This is a genomic window from Rathayibacter sp. AY2B3 (assembly GCF_002931755.1).
Lineage (GTDB): Bacteria > Actinomycetota > Actinomycetes > Actinomycetales > Microbacteriaceae > Rathayibacter.
This window is the reverse complement of sequence record NZ_PSUG01000099.1, coordinates 1-980: the sequence shown is the minus strand read 5'-3', so window position 1 is coordinate 980 and position 980 is coordinate 1. Positions and strand designations below refer to the sequence as shown.

Below are 980 nucleotides of genomic sequence, written 5' to 3'. Positions count from 1 at the left end.
CGGCCACGTATCCGCCGGGGCCTGCCCCCAGGACGACGACGTCGAAGTGCTGGGCCATGGATGATCCTCCAGAGTCGTGGATGGTGGTGCGCGGGGTGACCACGCCGTCTCCCACCGTACCGTTCCGGGGCTCGGAGGCGGCCCGCTCCTCCGTGGGCGAACGCGCGCGCGGACGCCGGACGGGCGCGCGCGGGAATGCCTGCGGGGCGGGGACGGTTGGGCTCCTCGGGCGACGGAGCCCCTCCCCCAGTCCCCCGCACGGAAGAAGCCCCGCGATGTCCGCCACCGCCTCCCGCACCGCCAGCACCAGCGCCCCGATCCTCGACGTCCTCGCGGAGCGCTGGAGCCCCCGCTCCTACGACGCGACCGCGACCGTCTCGGACGAGACCCTCGCATCCCTCCTCGAAGCCGCGCGCTGGTCCCCCTCCGCCAGCAACTCGCAGCCGTGGCGCTTCATCGTCGCCCGCCGCGGGACCGACGAGTTCGACAGCATCGTCGCGACCCTCGCCGGCTTCAACGGCGCCTGGGCCGGCTCCGCCGCCGTCCTGGTCGTCGCCCTCGCCGAGACCGTCGACTCCGAGGGGAAGCCGCGCCCCTGGGCCGTCTACGACCTCGGCCAGTCGATCGCCCACCTCAGCGTCCAGGCGCACCACGAGGGCCTGCACGTGCACCAGATGGCCGGCTTCGACAAGGACGCCGTCCGCGCCGCGTTCGGCGTCGACGAGCGCTTCGACCCCGTGACGATCGCCGCGGTGGGAGTCGCGGCCGACGCCGACGCGCTGGCGAACGAGACCCTCCGCGAGCGCGAGACCGCGCCGCGCACCCGCCTGCCCCTCGAGGAGCTCGTGCTCGTCCAGGCGTAGCCCTCCCGCGGAAGGCCTCCCCCGTCCACGGACCGGGGAGGCCTTCCGCATCCCACCCTGTGTTACTCCCCGTGTCGGTCCCCGCTGTGCCGCCGGGAGGCTCTCCGTACGATCGGA

The 980-nt window shown here is 74.5% G+C and carries 1 protein-coding gene; it reads left to right on the top strand.

The window, feature by feature from the left end; translation table 11 throughout:
- Positions 1–275 precede the first annotated feature (275 nt).
- Positions 276–863 carry a nitroreductase family protein gene (locus tag C5C24_RS17440; protein ID WP_104277322.1) on the top strand — a complete coding sequence of 196 codons (588 nt, stop codon included), beginning with the start codon at positions 276–278 and terminating at the stop codon, positions 861–863.
- Positions 864–980: the final 117 nt, after the last annotated feature.